The sequence below is a fragment of the Desertibacillus haloalkaliphilus genome, assembly GCF_019039105.1.
GTDB classification, from domain to species: Bacteria; Bacillota; Bacilli; order Bacillales; family KJ1-10-99; genus Desertibacillus; species Desertibacillus haloalkaliphilus.
On the sequence record NZ_JAHPIV010000101.1, the window covers coordinates 1 to 453 of the forward strand.

Here is a 453-nt window from a genome sequence, read left to right on the forward strand (position 1 = left end):
GGGGAGACGAACACAAATGTCAAATTATCATGTAGCTGTAGTGGGCGCAACAGGCGCAGTTGGTCAACAAATGTTAAAAACGTTGGAGGAAAGAGATTTTCCGATTGCTAGCTTGAAACTATTATCTTCAAAACGTTCAGCAGGGAAAGTTATCTCTTTTAAGGGGAAAGAGTATACAGTAGAAGAAGCAACACCTGAAGCTTTTGAAGGGGTTCAGATTGCACTATTTTCAGCAGGAGGATCAGTTTCAAAAGCACTAGCGCCGGAAGCAGTTAAACGTGGAGCGATTGCAGTTGATAATACAAGTGCATTTAGAATGGATTCAAACGTGCCTCTTGTTGTTCCAGAAGTAAATGAAGAAGCTTTAAAGAACCATAATGGAATCATTGCTAATCCAAATTGTTCAACGATTCAAATGGTTGTTGCTCTTGAGCCAATTCGTGAAAAGTATGG

Annotated in this window: 1 protein-coding gene; it reads left to right on the forward strand. The window is 40.2% G+C overall.

The features are described from left to right. Nucleotides 1-16: 16 nt before the first annotated feature. Nucleotides 17-453 (forward strand): aspartate-semialdehyde dehydrogenase (locus tag KH400_RS21035; protein WP_217227985.1); only part of this gene is annotated, 437 nt, incomplete at its 3' end.